Annotated in this window: 16 protein-coding genes; 14 read left to right on the forward strand and 2 right to left on the reverse strand. The window is 60.9% G+C overall.

Annotated elements, in window-relative coordinates; all coding sequences use genetic code 11:
* Positions 1 to 30: 30 nt before the first annotated feature.
* The 7 genes from alc to L6D81_RS25845 all read left to right on the forward strand — a co-directional run bounded on the left by alc (position 31) and on the right by L6D81_RS25845 (position 6606).
* Positions 31 to 1026, forward strand: coding sequence for an allantoicase (gene alc / locus L6D81_RS25815; RefSeq protein WP_236182469.1), 996 nt, complete (start codon positions 31 to 33; stop codon positions 1024 to 1026).
* A gap of 154 nt (positions 1027 to 1180) precedes the next feature.
* Positions 1181 to 1684, forward strand: a complete 504-nt coding sequence (locus tag L6D81_RS25820; RefSeq protein ID WP_027613342.1) for an ureidoglycolate lyase — start codon at positions 1181 to 1183, stop codon at positions 1682 to 1684.
* A 51-nt stretch (positions 1685 to 1735) separates the two neighbouring features.
* Positions 1736 to 3049, forward strand: a complete 1314-nt coding sequence (locus tag L6D81_RS25825; RefSeq protein ID WP_236182470.1) for a urate hydroxylase PuuD — start codon at positions 1736 to 1738, stop codon at positions 3047 to 3049.
* Positions 3050 to 3218: 169 nt separating this feature from the next.
* Entirely contained in the window at positions 3219 to 4577 is a 1359-nt protein-coding gene (locus tag L6D81_RS25830) for a nucleobase:cation symporter-2 family protein (protein WP_236182471.1), read from the forward strand.
* A gap of 85 nt (positions 4578 to 4662) precedes the next feature.
* Positions 4663 to 5448 (forward strand): outer membrane protein OmpK, encoded by a 786-nt coding sequence (locus L6D81_RS25835; RefSeq protein ID WP_236182472.1) that lies wholly within the window; start codon positions 4663 to 4665, stop codon positions 5446 to 5448.
* 1 nt (position 5449) lies between these two features.
* Positions 5450 to 5824 carry a hypothetical protein gene (locus L6D81_RS25840; RefSeq protein ID WP_236182473.1) on the forward strand — a complete coding sequence of 125 codons (375 nt, stop codon included), beginning with the start codon at positions 5450 to 5452 and terminating at the stop codon, positions 5822 to 5824.
* On the forward strand, positions 5821 to 6606 hold the full coding sequence (locus L6D81_RS25845) for an outer membrane protein OmpK (protein WP_103387058.1): 786 nt from the start codon (positions 5821 to 5823) through the stop codon (positions 6604 to 6606). The genes L6D81_RS25840 and L6D81_RS25845 overlap by 4 nt, the downstream gene beginning before the upstream one ends.
* Positions 6607 to 6729: 123 nt before the next feature.
* Here the strand turns inward: L6D81_RS25845 and L6D81_RS25850 are convergent, their stop codons facing one another.
* On the reverse strand, positions 6730 to 7902 hold the full coding sequence (locus L6D81_RS25850; RefSeq protein ID WP_236182474.1) for a patatin-like phospholipase family protein: 1173 nt from the start codon (positions 7900 to 7902) through the stop codon (positions 6730 to 6732).
* A gap of 35 nt (positions 7903 to 7937) precedes the next feature.
* Positions 7938 to 8870: a lipid A biosynthesis lauroyl acyltransferase gene (locus L6D81_RS25855; RefSeq protein WP_236182475.1), complete on the reverse strand. Its 933-nt coding sequence runs from the start codon at positions 8868 to 8870 to the stop codon at positions 7938 to 7940.
* Positions 8871 to 8987: 117 nt separating this feature from the next.
* Between L6D81_RS25855 and minC the strand changes: the two genes are divergently transcribed.
* The 7 genes from minC (at position 8988) to L6D81_RS25890 (ending at position 14510) form a co-directional block, all read left to right on the forward strand.
* Positions 8988 to 9725, forward strand: coding sequence for a septum site-determining protein MinC (gene minC / locus L6D81_RS25860; RefSeq protein ID WP_236182476.1), 738 nt, complete (start codon positions 8988 to 8990; stop codon positions 9723 to 9725).
* A gap of 169 nt (positions 9726 to 9894) precedes the next feature.
* A complete protein-coding gene (gene minD, locus L6D81_RS25865; RefSeq protein WP_064378705.1) occupies positions 9895 to 10707 on the forward strand; it encodes a septum site-determining protein MinD in 813 nt (270 codons plus the stop codon).
* Positions 10707 to 10961: a cell division topological specificity factor MinE gene (gene minE / locus L6D81_RS25870; RefSeq protein ID WP_007960071.1), complete on the forward strand. Its 255-nt coding sequence runs from the start codon at positions 10707 to 10709 to the stop codon at positions 10959 to 10961. The genes minD and minE overlap by 1 nt, the downstream gene beginning before the upstream one ends.
* 91 nt (positions 10962 to 11052) lie before the next feature.
* Positions 11053 to 11688: an RluA family pseudouridine synthase gene (locus L6D81_RS25875; RefSeq protein WP_039769876.1), complete on the forward strand. Its 636-nt coding sequence runs from the start codon at positions 11053 to 11055 to the stop codon at positions 11686 to 11688.
* A 46-nt stretch (positions 11689 to 11734) separates the two neighbouring features.
* Positions 11735 to 12835, forward strand: coding sequence for a hypothetical protein (locus L6D81_RS25880; protein WP_236182477.1), 1101 nt, complete (start codon positions 11735 to 11737; stop codon positions 12833 to 12835).
* A 76-nt stretch (positions 12836 to 12911) separates the two neighbouring features.
* Positions 12912 to 14201, forward strand: a complete 1290-nt coding sequence (locus L6D81_RS25885) for a M18 family aminopeptidase (protein WP_007960074.1) — start codon at positions 12912 to 12914, stop codon at positions 14199 to 14201.
* A 132-nt stretch (positions 14202 to 14333) separates the two neighbouring features.
* Positions 14334 to 14510, forward strand: a complete 177-nt coding sequence (locus L6D81_RS25890; RefSeq protein WP_169429504.1) for a hypothetical protein — start codon at positions 14334 to 14336, stop codon at positions 14508 to 14510.
* Positions 14511 to 14571: the final 61 nt, after the last annotated feature.

Raw genomic sequence — 14571 nt, forward strand, 5'->3', positions numbered from 1 at the left:
AAGCCACTTATTTAAAGGCAGACAAGAAGAATGAAAGCTTACGCCGTACCTTTCGAGAAGTTCGTCAACCTGGCCGATGCCCGTCTGGGCACCAAAATCATCTCGGTCACCGATGACTGGTTCGCAGACGCCAATCGTCTGTTTCAGCCGACCCCGGCCGTGTGGAAGGAGGGCGTGTTCGATGACAACGGCAAGTGGATGGACGGCTGGGAGTCCCGCCGCAAGCGCTTCGAAGGCTACGACAGCGCGGTGATCCGCCTGGGCGTACCGGGTTCGATCAAAGGCGTGGACATCGACACTTCATTCTTTACCGGCAACTACCCGCCATCGGCCTCGCTGGAAGCGTGTTTCCTGGCGTCGGGCGAGCCGGATGAAAACACCCAGTGGACTGAAGTGCTGTCGGCCGTCGAGCTGCAGGGCAACAGCCACCACTACCACGAAATCAGCAACGACCAGGCGTTCAGCCACCTGCGCTTCAACATCTACCCGGATGGCGGCGTCGCCCGTCTGCGCGTGTACGGCATTCCGTTCCGCGACTGGTCGGCCGTTGGCGACAACGAGCAAGTCGACCTGGCTGCAGCCCTCAACGGTGGCCGCGCCCTCGCCTGCTCCGACGAACACTTCGGCCGCATGAGCAACATCCTCAACCCGGGCCGTGGCATCAACATGGGCGACGGCTGGGAAACCGCACGTCGTCGTACCCCGGGCAATGACTGGGTGATCGTCGCGCTGGGCCATCCGGGCGAGATCGAAAAGATCATCGTCGACACCCTGCACTTCAAGGGCAACTACCCGGACAGCTGCTCGATCCAGGGCGCGTTCGTCAAGGGCGGCACCGACAGCCAGATCGAAACCCAGTCGCTGTTCTGGCGCGAACTGCTGCCGAGCCAGAAGCTGGAAATGCACGCCGAACACACCTTCGTCGAGCAGATCAAGGCACTGGGGCCGATCACCCACATCCGTCTGAACGTGTTCCCGGATGGTGGTGTGAGCCGCCTGCGCGTACTGGGCAAGGTCGCGAAGTAACACCGTAATGATCGTTCCCACGTCGAGGCGTCGAACCGTCTGCGTGGGAATGCATACCGTGACGCTCTGCGTCACAGTGGACGCGGAGCGTCCATGGCGGCGTTCCCTCGCAGAGCGTGGGAACGATCATATTCAAGAGATTAAGAAGAACAGCATGCGCACACTGACGATTGAACCGCTGACCAAAGAAGCCTTCGCCCCTTTCGGTGACGTGATCGAAACCGACGGCAGCGATCACTTCATGATCAACAACGGTTCGACCATGCGCTTCCACAAACTGGCGACGGTCGAAACCGCGACGCCTGAGGACAACGCGATCATCAGCATCTTCCGCGCCGACGCGCAGGACATGCCGCTGACCGTCAGCATGCTGGAACGCCATCCGCTGGGCAGCCAGGCTTTCATTCCGCTGCTCGGCAACCCCTTTCTGATCGTGGTCGCGCCACTTGGCGATGTACCTGTATCAGGCTTGGTCCGCGCCTTCGTCACCAACGGCAGGCAGGGCATCAATTACCATCGCGGCGTCTGGCACCACCCGGTGCTGACGATCGAAAAGCGGGATGACTTCCTGGTGGTTGATCGCAGTGGCACAGGCAATAACTGCGATGAGCATTTTTTCAAAGAGGATGAGCGTTTGATCCTCGCCCCCCACCAATAAGAGAAGGTCTGATCACTCGACAACAAGAGTGACAGGCGAGAGGTAAAGACTGTGGAAGCACATCTGTTGGAATGGCTGAACCTGAGCGTGCGCTGGGTTCACATGATCACTGGCGTGGCCTGGATCGGCGCGTCGTTCTACTTCGTCTGGCTGGAGAACAACCTCAACCGCGTCAACCCGAAAACCGGTCTGGCCGGTGACCTGTGGGCGATCCACGGCGGCGGTATCTATCACCTGGAAAAATACAAACTGGCCCCTCCGTCGATGCCGGAGAACCTGCACTGGTTCAAATGGGAAGCCTATTTCACCTGGATGTCGGGGATCGCGCTCCTTTGCGTGGTGTTCTACTCCAACCCCGTGCTCTACCTCGTGGCACCCGGCAGCGGCCTGACCGGCCCTGAAGGCGTGGCCATCGGCATCGGCTCGCTGATCGCCGGCTGGTTCATCTACGACTTCCTCTGCGATTCGCCCCTCGGCAAGAAACCGGCCCTGCTCGGCTTCATCCTGTTCGTGCTGATCATCGGCGCGGCGTATGGCTTCAGCAAGGTGTTCAGCGGTCGTGGTGCGTACCTGCATGTCGGCGCGATCATCGGCACCATCATGGTGGGCAACGTGTTCCGCATCATCATGCCGGCCCAGCGCGCACTGGTGGCCGCGATCGCCGAGAACCGCACGCCGGATCCGGCGCTGCCGGCCAAAGGCCTGCTGCGTTCGCGTCACAACAACTACTTCACCCTGCCGGTGCTGTTCATCATGATCAGCAACCACTTCCCGAGCACTTACGGCAGCCAGTACAACTGGCTGATCCTGGCCGGGATCGCCGTGCTGGCGGTGTTGGTGCGTCACTACTTCAACACCCGTCACGACAGCCACAAGTTTGCCTGGACCCTGCCGGTGGCAGCGGTGGGCATGATCAGTCTGGCGTACGTCACCGGCCCGGCGCCGATGTCGACCGCTCCGGACGTGGCCAAGGCGCCTGCGAAAATCGAGTACCAGCCGCTGCCGGAAACGGCGCTGGGTGGTGGCGCGAAACCGGCTGAAGCGGCACAACCGGCAGCACCCGCTGCGCCGGCCGCCGCTCCGGCTCAGGCGTCCAACGCCGGCCCTGCGTTCGACAAGGTGCACAACGTGATCCAGGAACGCTGCACGGTCTGCCACTCGGCCAAACCGACCAGCCCGCTGTTCAGCGCGGCGCCGGCCGGGGTAATGCTCGACACTCCCGAGCAGATCCGTCAGAACGCGGCGCGGATCCAGGCGCAAGCCATCACCACGCAGATCATGCCACTGGGCAACATCACACAGATGACCCAGCAGGAACGTGACCTGATCGGTGCATGGATCGCCCAGGGAGCCCAGACCAACTAAGCCGTAAAAACCTCGCGAGCAGGCTCGCGCCCACACGGATCATCCGGATCCTGTGGGCGCCGGCTTGCCTGCGATTGGCCGCATAAGCGGTCTGCCTGATGCAAAGAGGACAGCGGCAAGCAACCCGGCCGCTGTTCATCACAAGAATAAAAAAGATCCGAGGTGTTGCATGTCCGAGCTGTCCAAAGCGCGCATCCCCGACGCACCCGCCATTCAGCGTTTGCCCCTTTTGCAACTGATCCTGGTCGGTCTGCAACATGTTCTGCTGATGTACGGCGGCGCCATCGCGGTACCGCTGATCATCGGACAGGCCGCTGGCCTGAGTCGTGAAGAAATCGCCTTCCTGATCAACGCCGACCTGCTGGTCGCCGGCATCGCCACCATCGTGCAGTCCCTCGGCATCGGCCCGATGGGCATTCGCATGCCGGTGATGATGGGCGCCAGTTTTGCCGCCGTCGGCAGCATGGTCGCCATGGCGGGCATGCCCGGCATCGGTCTGCAGGGCATCTTCGGCGCAACCATCGCCGCCGGGTTCTTCGGCATGCTCATCGCGCCGTTCATGTCCAGGGTCGTACGCTTCTTCCCGCCGCTGGTGACCGGCACGGTCATCACCTCGATCGGTCTGTCACTGTTTCCGGTGGCCGTGAATTGGGCCGGTGGCGGTGCTGGCGCCGCTCAATTCGGTTCACCGATTTATCTGGCCATCGCTGCACTGGTGCTGGCCACCATTCTGTTGATCCACCGCTTCATGCGCGGTTTCTGGGTCAACATTTCCGTGCTGATCGGCATGTGCCTGGGCTACGTGCTCTGTGGCGCCATCGGCATGGTCGACCTGAGCGGCATGGCCAATGCGCCGTGGGTTCAGTTCGTCACCCCGCTGCACTTCGGCATGCCGAAGTTCGAACTGGCACCGATCCTGTCGATGTGCCTGGTGGTGGTGATCATCTTTGTCGAGTCCACCGGGATGTTCCTCGCGCTGGGCAAGATCACCGGTCAGGAAGTCTGCCCGCGCATGCTGCGTCGCGGCTTGCTGTGTGATGCCGGCGCGTCGTTCTTCGCCGGATTCTTCAACACCTTCACCCACTCCTCCTTCGCCCAGAACATCGGCCTGGTACAGATGACCGGCGTGCGCTGCCGCTCGGTAACCATCGTCGCCGGCGGCCTGCTGATCGTCCTGAGCCTGCTGCCGAAAGCGGCGTTCCTGGTGGCGTCGATTCCACCGGCGGTGCTGGGTGGCGCGGCGATAGCGATGTTCGGCATGGTGGCGGCTACCGGCATCAAAATCCTGCAGGAAGCCGATATCGGTGACCGTCGCAACCAATTGCTGGTGGCGGTGAGCATCGGCATGGGCCTGATTCCGGTGGTGCGTCCGGAGTTCTTCGCCCACCTGCCGTTGTGGATGAGCCCGATCACCCACAGCGGGATCGCCATGGCCACCCTCAGCGCGCTGACGCTGAACCTGTTGTTCAACATCCTCGGTGGCGCCGAACGCGCCGCGATCAACGACTGCCAGGCACACCCGCACTGATCCGAAGAGTAAAAAAGGGGCTCGCCAACGCCAGCCCCCTCGCGACAGCTTTGCCTCAAACAATAAAAACAAGAGGGAGCAACAGATGATCCGGACTCAAACCAACGTGTTGTTGAGCGGCGGCCTGCTGGCCGCCTCGCAAGCCATGGCCGGCGATTTACTGCTGTGGCAGACCAACAGCCTGAGCTACCTGTACGGCAAGAACTTTGCGATCAACCCGTCGATCCAGCAGACGGTGACGTTCGAGCATGCCGACAAGTGGAAGTACGGCGACAACTTCCTGTTCGTCGACAAGATCTTCTACAACGGCCAGGAAGACCGCAACAAAGGCCCCCACGCCTTTTACGGCGAATTCAGCCCGCGCCTGTCGTTCGGCAAGATCTTCGACAAGAAGCTGGAATTCGGCCCGATCAAGGACGTGCTGCTGGCCATGACTTACGAATACGGTGAAGGCGACAGCGAGGCCTACCTGATCGGCCCCGGCTTCGACCTCAAGGTGCCGGGCTTCAACTATTTCACCCTGAACTTCTACCGCCGCCAGACCGAAGGCCCGCGCCCCGGCGATGGCGTCTGGCAGATCACTCCGGGCTGGTCCTACAGCATTCCCGTGGGCAACTCCGACCTGCTGATCGACGGCTACCTCGACTGGGTGGTCGACAACGATCAGAACTCACGCGGCACCTATCACGCCAACCTGCACATCAACCCGCAGATCAAATACGACCTGGGCAAAGCCCTCGGATGGGGTGAAAAGCAGGTGTACGTCGGCACCGAATACAGCTACTGGAAAAACAAATACGGCATCGAGAACACCCACAGTTTCGACACCAATCAGAACACCGCCAGCCTGCTGGTAAAGGTGCACTTCTAAGATGGCCCGCAACCGTGCCCCCTACCTGTCGTCGGTGCCCTGTTGCGGGGCACTTGAGGCCTGGCCGTTGAGTCAGTATTCTCCGCGGCCTCCTGAATTCGGTCTAAAAAAAAGCCCGAATTTAATTTCTGACCGAAAAGCCAACTTATCCCGGCCGCGGTCAGTACCGAGGCATCCCGAAAACACGCTCAATCGACTGTTTTTCAGCAGCCGACGGGCGTTTTTTTGCTTTTCGAAAAGCCTTGGCTCAGCTCTTGCTAACAGCATGAAAGCTGACCGGATGGATGATTTTTGCTGCAACGAAAAAGGCGCCACACCAGAGCGCCGACTTAAAAAAAATAAACGTGGAACACCTACTTTGGGAGCAACCGAATGAAACGTATGTGCACCAGCCTGATGCTTGCGGGATCGCTGCTGGCAGGGGGTCAGGCCATGGCCGACGGCCTGCTGCAATGGCAGAACAACAGCCTGACCTACCTCTATGGCAAGGACTTCCAGGTCAACCCGCGCATTCAGCAGACCGTCACCTTCGAGCACGCCGATGCCTGGAAGTACGGCGACAACTTCGTGTTCGTCGACAAGATCTTCTACAACGGCAAGGATGACGGCGGCGTCGGCTCGAACACCTACTACGGCGAAATCAGCCCGCGTCTGTCGTTCGGCAAGATCTTCGATCAGAAACTGGCTTTCGGTCCGGTGACCGACGTACTGCTGGCCATGACCTACGAATTCGGTGAAGGCGATACCGAGTCGTACCTGATCGGTCCAGGCTTTGACCTGGCAATCCCGGGCTTCGACTACTTCCAGCTGAACTTCTACCAGCGCCACACCGAAGGCTCCCGTGCCGGTGACAACGTCTGGCAGATCACCCCGGTCTGGTCCTACACGATTCCGGTCGGCGACTCGAACATCCTGATCGACGGTTTCATGGACTGGGTGGTCGACAACGACTCCAACTCCAAAGGCGACTACCACGCCAACCTGCACTTCAACCCACAGGTCAAATACGACCTGGGCAAGGCGCTGAACATTGGCGAGAAGCAGCTGTATGTGGGTGTCGAGTACGACTACTGGTCGGACAAGTACGGGATCAAGGACAGCCAGTACTTCAAGACCGATCAAAGCACCACGAGCTTCCTGGTGAAGTTCCACTTCTGATCCTGGTGTCAGTGGCGTCTGAAAGGACGCCTTCGCCAGCAAGCCCGCTCCCCCACTGGTTTTGTGTCGTTCACAAAACCAGTGGGGGAGCGGGCTTGCTCGCGAAAGGCGGCACCACAAATCTCAAGCGGGAGCCACCGCCTCGCCAATCCCGAGGAACCGGCACAGCTCATCGCGCTTGGCCAAGGCATCGCGCCGGCCCAGATCGATCAATTCGCTGCAATACCCCGCCTCGAACAGCAAGTAACTCAACACCCCTGCCCCGCTCGTCTTGGTCGCTCCCGGCCCACGCAGAAACAGACGCAACGCCGCCGGCAATTCCTGACGATGCCGCGCCGCGATTTCATCGATCGGCTGACTCGGCGAAATCACCAGCACGTCCACCGGCGCCACACCCAACGCCCGGGTCGGCGTGCCTTCGGGCATCAGACGGCTGAACTGGTTGAGACGCTGAAGCAACTCGATGTCGCTTTCCAGGCTATCAATGAAGGTGCTGTTGAGCATGTGCCCGCCGATCTGCGCCAGCGTCGGCTGCTGCCCGGTATAGGCGCGCGCCAGCGGTTGCGCCGGATCGAAACCGCGCGGATTGCCACTGACACCCACCACCAGCACCCGGCTCGCGCCCAGGTGCAGCGCCGGGCTGATCGGTGCCGATTGCCGCACCGCGCCATCGCCGAAATATTCATCGCCGATCTTCACTGGCGCAAACAACAGCGGGATCGCCGAACTGGCCAGCAAGTGTTCCACCGACAACTGCGTCGGCACACCGATGCGCCGATGACGCAGCCAGGAATCGATGGTCCCGCCGCCCTGGTAGAAGGTCACCGCCTGCCCCGACTCATAACCGAACGCCGTCACCGCCACTGCGTGCAGTTGCTTGCGCGCGATGGACTCGGCGATACCGGGCATGTGCAGTTTTTCGTTGAGAAGATGATGCAGCGGCGAACTGTCGAGCAGCGCCACCGGCAGTTGGCGGCCCATGCCCAACAGGCTGTGACTGACGAAACGGCTGGCCTGGCGAATCACCCCCGGCCAGTCGCTGCGCAATACGCGATGGCTGCGAAAGCCTTGCCAGAACAGCGTCAGGCGCTCGATGGCCGCGCGAAAATCGGTCGCACCGCTGGCCAGACTGACCGCGTTGATCGCCCCGGCCGAGGTGCCGACGATCACCGGAAACGGATTGTCCGCCCCCAGCGGCAGCAATTCGGCAATCGCCGCCAGCACCCCCACCTGATACGCCGCCCGAGCCCCGCCGCCGGAAAGAATCAAACCTGTGACCGGTTCAGCTGGGCTCATCGCAACGCTCCGTGGTGCTTATGGGAATGGGTCAATCAACCGCGTTTGGCGTACAGCTTCGGCTCGCCCGGTGGCCGGCTCTTGAAGCGTCGGTGTGCCCACAGGTATTGCTCGGGGCACTCACGCAACACGCCTTCGACCCACTGATTGATGCGGATGCAATCTTCTTCCTCGGTCTCGCCCGGGAAACCTTCCAGCGGCGGATGAATCACCAGACGATAACCGCTGCCGTCGGCCAGACGTTGCTGGGTGAACGGCACCACCAGCGCCTTGCCCAGCCGGGCGAACTTGCTGGTGGCGGTGACCGTTGCGGCCTGAATGCCGAACAGCGGCACAAAGATGCTTTGCTTGGCGCCGTAGTCCTGATCCGGCGCGTACCAGATCGCCCGGCCCGCGCGCAGCAACTTGAGCATGCCGCGCACGTCGTCACGTTCCACGGCCAGCGAATCGAGGTTGTGCCGCTCGCGGCCCTGACGCTGGACGAAGTCGAACAGCGGGTTCTTGTGTTCGCGGTACATGCCGTCGATGGTGTGTTGCTGGCCGAGCAGCGCCGCGCCGATTTCCAGGGTGGTGAAATGCACCGCCATCAGAATCACGCCCTTGCCTTCGCGCTGAGCCTTCTGCAAATGCTCAAGACCTTCTACGTGAGCCAGTTTCGCCAGACGCTGACGCGACCACCACCAGCTCATGGCCATTTCAAAGAAGGCAATGCCGGTGGAGGCGAAGTTTTCCTTGAGCAGACGCTTGCGTTCAGCGGCGGACTTTTCCGGGAAACACAGTTCCAGATTGCGCTTGGCGATGCGCCGTCGGTCGCCGGCGAAGCGATACATCAGGGCACCAAGAAAACGACCGATGGCCAGCAAGGCCGGATACGGCAGCTGCACGATCAGCCACAACAGCCCGAGGCCGCACCAGAGCGGCCAGAAGCGTGGGGCAAGAAATGCTTTTCGAAAACGCGGGCGATCCATTAAAGCTTCCGTAAATACAGTGGCCGCGCATTCTACATCGTTCGACCCGGCTTGCGGCCTGCGGGCGTTCTCGTTATAAGTCTCGGCACTTTTAGTGACAAGCCGTTGTATGCCGACATGAGCCAAACCGAACCGAAAGACCAAGATCCCGTGTTCCAGCTGAAGGGCAGCATGCTCGCCATTACGGTGCTGGAGCTGTCCCGCAACGACCTGGACAGCCTCGATCGGCAATTGGCCGCCAAAGTCGCCCAGGCACCGAATTTCTTCAGCAATGCGCCGCTGGTTCTGGCGCTGGACAAACTGCCGCCAAGTGAAGGCGCTGTTGACCTGCCGGGCCTGATGCGCGTGTGCCGTCAGCACGGCCTGCGCACCCTGGCAATCCGCGCCAGCCGCATCGAAGACATCGCCGCTGCCATCGCCATCGACATCCCGGTGCTGCCGCCCTCCGGCGCCCGCGAGCGACCGCTGGAAAGCGCTGAACCCGTCGCACCGAAAAAACCGGAAAAGCCGCCGGAGCCGACCGTCAAAGCGACCCGCGTCATCACCACGCCAGTACGTGGTGGCCAACAGATATATGCGCAGGGTGGCGATCTGGTCGTGGTTTCCTCGGTCAGTCCGGGGGCGGAACTTCTCGCCGATGGCAACATCCATGTATACGGCCCGATGCGCGGTCGTGCGCTGGCCGGGGTCAAGGGCGACACCAAGGCGCGGATTTTCTGTCAGCAATTGAGCGCTGAACTGATCTCCATCGCAGGCCATTACAAGGTTTCCGAAGACCTGCGTCGCGATCCGATGTGGGGTTCGGGCGTACAGGTCAGCCTGTCGGGCGACGTGTTGAACATCATTCGGCTTTAACGGATACTGCCGCATTTTCCAAGCATCTCTAAAACGTAGCGAAAACGGCTCAAACGAAGTAGGAAAAAGGCCAAAAGCCGAATTCCAGCCAAGGCTGTCCGACTGCAGTAGTTTTCTAGAGATGTTTTTCAGGGGCTGAACAGTCCTTCTTCCTTAGGGGTGAAACACCTTGGCCAAGATTCTCGTGGTTACATCCGGCAAGGGTGGTGTGGGTAAGACCACCACCAGCGCCGCTATCGGTACCGGCCTCGCTCTGCGCGGCCACAAAACAGTCATCGTCGACTTCGACGTGGGCTTGCGTAACCTCGACCTGATCATGGGTTGCGAGCGCCGCGTGGTGTATGACTTCGTCAACGTCGTGAACGGCGAAGCCAACCTGCAACAGGCCCTGATCAAAGACAAGCGCCTGGAAAACCTTTACGTGCTGGCCGCCAGCCAGACCCGCGACAAAGACGCGCTGACCCAGGAAGGCGTGGAAAAAGTCCTGATGGAGCTCAAGGAACAATTCGAGTTCGTCGTCTGCGACTCCCCGGCGGGCATCGAAAAAGGCGCGCACCTGGCCATGTACTTCGCTGACGAAGCGATCGTCGTGACCAACCCTGAAGTGTCTTCGGTACGTGACTCCGACCGCATGCTCGGCCTGCTGGCCAGCAAGTCCCGTCGCGCCGAACGCGGCGAAGAGCCGATCCAGGAGCACCTGCTGATCACCCGCTACCACCCGGAGCGCGTCGAAAAAGGCGAAATGCTCGGCGTCGAAGACGTCAAGGAAATCCTCGCCGTGCGCCTGCTGGGCGTCATTCCGGAATCCCAGGCCGTGCTCAAGGCCTCCAACCAGGGCGTACCTGTGATCCTCGATGATCAGAGCGACGCCGGCCAGGCCTACAGCGATACCGTTGATCGCCTGCTGGGCAAGGAAAAAGAACACCGGTTCCTGAATGTCGAGAAGAAGGGATTCTTCGAGCGTCTGTTTGGAGGTAGGTAATGAACCTTTTTGACTTCTTTCGTGCCAATAAAAAGCCAAGTACCGCCTCGGTCGCGAAAGAGCGTCTACAGATCATCGTGGCGCATGAACGCGGCCAGCGCAGCACCCCTGACTACCTGCCATCCTTGCAGAAGGAACTGGTGGAAGTGATCCGCAAGTACGTCAACATCGGCAACGACGACGTGCACGTGGCACTGGAGAGCCAGGGCAGCTGCTCGATTCTGGAACTCAACATAACCCTGCCAGACCGCTGAGTCGATCCGGCAGGAACGACGGCGGCTCAGGGCCCTTCCGACACCGGAAGGGCCCTGAGCCGCCGTTGGCATTTGTTACGAGGCTGTTTTAATGCCGTTGTCCAACGTCCAAATCATTCATCAGGACGCCGCCGTTCTGGTGGTGAACAAACCGACCCTGTTGCTCTCCGTCCCCGGCCGGGCCGATGACAACAAGGACTGCCTGATCACCCGCCTGCAGGAAAACGGCTACCCGGAAGCGCGTATCGTCCATCGCCTGGACTGGGAAACCTCGGGGATCATTCTGCTGGCCCGTGACGCCGACACCCACCGCGAACTGTCGCGCCAGTTTCACGATCGTGAAACAGAGAAAGCCTACACTGCGCTCTGCTGGGGTCAGCCGGAACTGGACAGCGGCAGCATCGACCTGCCCCTGCGCTACGACCCGCCGACCAAACCGCGCCACGTGGTCGATCATGAACATGGCAAACACGCGCTGACGTTCTGGCGCGTGCTGGAACGTTGCGGCGACTGGTGCCGTGTCGAGCTCACCCCGATCACCGGCCGTTCGCACCAGTTGCGGGTGCACATGCTGTCAATCGGTCATCCGCTGCTCGGTGACGGACTCTATGCCCACGAGCAAGCCCTGGCTGCCTGGCCGCGTCTGTGCCTGCACGCGAGCATGCTCAGTTTCACCCACCCGCAGTCCGGCGAACGCTTGCGTTTCGAATGCCCGGCACCGTTTTAAGCACTGTCGGACCGACAGCTGCCCGATTTATAGGATTTTGTTCCGGATGAGTTGTACCGATTCCCTGGCAACACCCGTCAAGAAGACACGTCATCAATTGCTCTACCTGATTTACGGCAATCAGGATGTCTACCGGCGCGAAGCCAAGTTCAGCATCCTGACCGCCCTGTCCCAGGCCAAAAACGGCAAACGCCCGGCGATCAGGATTCTCACTGACCGGCCGCAGGATTACGAAGGCTGGCCAGTCGACACCGTGTTGCTCGATGAAGCGACCCTGACTCGCTGGCAGGGACACAACGGCTATCACCATCGGCGCAAGGCCTGCGCGATCGCCGCCGGCCTGCAACTGGCCGAGAAAACCCTGTTCGTCGACACCGACACGCTGTTCACCAGCCACCCGAACAGCCTGTTCAAATACATCGATGCAAAACAGTCGGTGATGGATCGCTTCGAATACGACTGGAAAGACGTCTTCGAACGGCCGGACTATCTGAAGCTCGCTCGCGACCTCAGAGCCCATGGCGTTTGCCCACAGAACGGTTTCAAGCTCTACAACAGCGGCCTGTGTGGCGTCACCGACCGCGATTTGGCGCTGTTCGAGGAATCGATCCGCCTGATCGATGAGTGGACGGCCGGCGGATTCGAGATTCATACCATCGAGCAGATCGCCCTGTCTTACGCAATGCGCGAACGGCCGGTGGTGGAAGCGCGCAAACACGTCTACCACTACTTCGCGGAAAAACGCTTCTTCCATGCGATGCAGGCGTTTTTCTTCGCTCAGCACGGCGAGAAATTCAGCCAGCGGCTGGTAGACCTGTGCACTGACGTGCCCCGGGTCAAACCGTTCCCGTCCGCCTGGCAGCGCCTGAAGATCAAGTGGAAATTGCGCAACCAGAGCGGCCCCCTGCGCAAGGTCGGCCGGGACCTGTTGTACGGCAGCGCCGCGCCGGATCACCCCTACTACAGCGCCTGTCGTCATGAGTGGTGGGAATGCGCCTCACGGGAAATCCTGCGCTGGGACGAAAGCCGGCAGAAAAAGCTTCTGGAACACGATCGTTGGCCAAAGCAGCTGCCTCGTCCCGACAAGCCTGAAGACGAAAAAGTGATCATGAACTACCTGAAAAAACGCGTGGCCGCCGCTCGTTGACGCGAGCGGCACATGTCATGTCCCAAGCATCAGGCCGATGCGTTAAACTCCCGCCCATTGCTGTCTGGAGCTTCTTATGCGCGAAGAGTTGAACCAAGGCCTGATCGACTTCCTCAAGGCCTCCCCTACCCCGTTCCACGCCACCGCCAGCCTTGTTCAACGCCTGGAGGCCGCCGGTTATGTGCGCCTCGACGAACGCGAAACCTGGCACACCGAAGCCAATGGTCGTTACTACGTGACCCGTAACGACTCCTCGATTGTCGCGATCAAGATGGGCCGCAACTCGCCGCTGCACGACGGCATCCGCCTGGTCGGCGCCCACACCGACAGCCCGTGCCTGCGGGTCAAGCCACAACCTGAATTACAGCGCCAGGGCTTCTGGCAGCTCGGCGTCGAAGTCTATGGCGGCGCACTGCTGGCGCCATGGTTCGACCGCGACCTGTCGCTGGCCGGCCGCGTCACCTTCCGCCGTGATGGCAAGGTCGAGAGCCAGTTGATCGACTTCAAGGCCCCGATCGCGATCATTCCCAACCTCGCGATCCACCTCAATCGTGAAGCAAACCAAGGCTGGGCGATCAATGCCCAGACCGAACTGCCGCCGATTCTCGCGCAGTTCGCCGGTGACGAGCGCGTGGACTTTCGCGCGGTGCTTACCGATCAACTGGCCCGCGAACACGGCCTCAACGCCGACGTGGTGCTGGATTACGAGCTGAGCTTCTACGACACCCAGAGCGCTGCGGTCATCGGTCTGCATGGCGACTTCATCGCCGGTGCGCGCCTGGACAACCTGCTGTCGTGCTACGCCGGCCTGCAGGCCCTGCTGACCGCCGACACCGAAGAAACCTGCGTGCTGGTGTGCAATGACCACGAAGAAGTCGGCTCCTGCTCGGCCTGCGGCGCCGACGGCCCGATGCTGGAACAGACCCTGCGGCGTCTGCTGCCGGAAGGTGACGAGTTCGTACGCACCATCCAGAAATCCTTGCTGGTCTCGGCCGACAACGCCCACGGCGTGCACCCGAACTACGCCGAGAAGCACGACGCCAACCACGGCCCGAAACTCAACGCCGGCCCGGTGATCAAGGTCAACAGCAACCAGCGCTACGCCACCAACAGCGAAACCGCGGGCTTCTTCCGTCATCTGTGCATGGCCGAAGAAGTGCCGGTGCAGAGCTTCGTGGTGCGCAGCGACATGGGCTGCGGTTCGACCATCGGCCCGATCACTGCCAGCCATCTGGGCGTGCGCACCGTCGACATCGGCCTGCCGACGTTCGCCATGCACTCGATCCGCGAACTGTGCGGCAGCCACGACCTGGCTCACCTGGTCAAAGTGCTGAGCGCGTTCTACGCCAGTCGCGAATTGCCGTAGGACACCGCCAGGATCGCAGCGTTGAGCTGCGATCCTCGGGCCTGTAGAACCGCCTCATTTCTGATACACATCAGCACCGTCCAGCGAAAACCCACCTAGACTTAAAACATTCTCTTCGACAAGGCTGTCGCCATGATCTCGATGTCTGCGTTCCACTCCATGCTCATTCCCATCCTGAGTGGAATGATTCTGCTGGCCATCGGCTTCAACTTCCGTGACAAGAATGCCGGCGTGTTCGCCATGTGGATCGGCATGCTGATGATCCTGGCCACCGTGGTCTACAAGATCCTCGCCAAACTCAACGAATAAATCCGCGCCCGGCTCGCATTGAATCCGGCGGGCTCGTACACTCGCCCGATCCGCCCCTTGC

The sequence above is a fragment of the Pseudomonas sputi genome (assembly GCF_021603585.1).
Taxonomy (GTDB): Bacteria; Pseudomonadota; Gammaproteobacteria; order Pseudomonadales; family Pseudomonadaceae; genus Aquipseudomonas; species Aquipseudomonas sputi.

What these genes read in the sequence shown, in the direction of transcription:
- minC (WP_236182476.1), top strand. Translation starts at nt 8,988, where the DNA reads ATGAGCCAAACCGAACCGAAAGACCAAGATCCCGTGTTCCAGCTGAAG.
- alc (WP_236182469.1), top strand. Translation starts at nt 31, where the DNA reads ATGAAAGCTTACGCCGTACCTTTCGAGAAGTTCGTCAACCTGGCCGAT.
- L6D81_RS25855 (WP_236182475.1), bottom strand. Translation starts at nt 8,870, where the DNA reads ATGGATCGCCCGCGTTTTCGAAAAGCATTTCTTGCCCCACGCTTCTGG.
- L6D81_RS25840 (WP_236182473.1), top strand. Translation starts at nt 5,450, where the DNA reads ATGGCCCGCAACCGTGCCCCCTACCTGTCGTCGGTGCCCTGTTGCGGG.
- L6D81_RS25820 (WP_027613342.1), top strand. Translation starts at nt 1,181, where the DNA reads ATGCGCACACTGACGATTGAACCGCTGACCAAAGAAGCCTTCGCCCCT.
- L6D81_RS25885 (WP_007960074.1), top strand. Translation starts at nt 12,912, where the DNA reads ATGCGCGAAGAGTTGAACCAAGGCCTGATCGACTTCCTCAAGGCCTCC.
- L6D81_RS25830 (WP_236182471.1), top strand. Translation starts at nt 3,219, where the DNA reads ATGTCCGAGCTGTCCAAAGCGCGCATCCCCGACGCACCCGCCATTCAG.
- L6D81_RS25890 (WP_169429504.1), top strand. Translation starts at nt 14,334, where the DNA reads ATGATCTCGATGTCTGCGTTCCACTCCATGCTCATTCCCATCCTGAGT.
- L6D81_RS25835 (WP_236182472.1), top strand. Translation starts at nt 4,663, where the DNA reads ATGATCCGGACTCAAACCAACGTGTTGTTGAGCGGCGGCCTGCTGGCC.
- L6D81_RS25875 (WP_039769876.1), top strand. Translation starts at nt 11,053, where the DNA reads ATGCCGTTGTCCAACGTCCAAATCATTCATCAGGACGCCGCCGTTCTG.
- L6D81_RS25845 (WP_103387058.1), top strand. Translation starts at nt 5,821, where the DNA reads ATGAAACGTATGTGCACCAGCCTGATGCTTGCGGGATCGCTGCTGGCA.
- minE (WP_007960071.1), top strand. Translation starts at nt 10,707, where the DNA reads ATGAACCTTTTTGACTTCTTTCGTGCCAATAAAAAGCCAAGTACCGCC.
- L6D81_RS25850 (WP_236182474.1), bottom strand. Translation starts at nt 7,902, where the DNA reads ATGAGCCCAGCTGAACCGGTCACAGGTTTGATTCTTTCCGGCGGCGGG.
- L6D81_RS25880 (WP_236182477.1), top strand. Translation starts at nt 11,735, where the DNA reads ATGAGTTGTACCGATTCCCTGGCAACACCCGTCAAGAAGACACGTCAT.